The organism is Mesorhizobium sp. M4B.F.Ca.ET.089.01.1.1 (genome assembly GCF_004022605.1).
GTDB lineage: Bacteria > Pseudomonadota > Alphaproteobacteria > Rhizobiales > Rhizobiaceae > Mesorhizobium > Mesorhizobium abyssinicae.
Genome location: NZ_RZOS01001531.1, coordinates 1 through 406 on the forward strand (window position 1 = coordinate 1; position 406 = coordinate 406).

A 406-nucleotide genomic window follows, 5' to 3' on the forward strand; every position below is an offset into this window, starting at 1 on the left:
CGCCATCAGCGCCGATGCTTCGGATAGGGATTTCGCCGCCGGCGTTGAAGCTGGCCGTCTCGCCTGAAAGAGTGGTCAGATTGGGCTCGGCCAGCGTGCGCACCACGCCCTTGGCCTCAAGCGCCTCGATGATCAAATCGACCTTAATGTTGCTGTCGATAACGCGGGTGATCAGCGCTGCAAACGGATTGGTATTCGACAGCAGGCCGGTGACCAGATTTCCCGGTCCCAGCACCACATTGTCTTCATCGACGGCGGCGATGCCAGTTCCGGTGCGGGATGTGCCGCTTCCATTGGTACTTCTGATCGAAACGCCGAGGTCCCGGCCGGCATTGCGCTTGGCTTCGAGAATGCGCACTTCAAGGTTCACTTGCTGGCTGTCGTCGACGATGACGGAGTTGATGAT

The 406-nt window shown here is 59.4% G+C and carries 1 pseudogene; it reads right to left on the reverse strand.

Features of this window, described 5'->3' with window-relative positions:
• Positions 1–406 (reverse strand): annotated as a pseudogene (locus EN780_RS38155) (type II and III secretion system protein family protein); the annotation flags it as partial.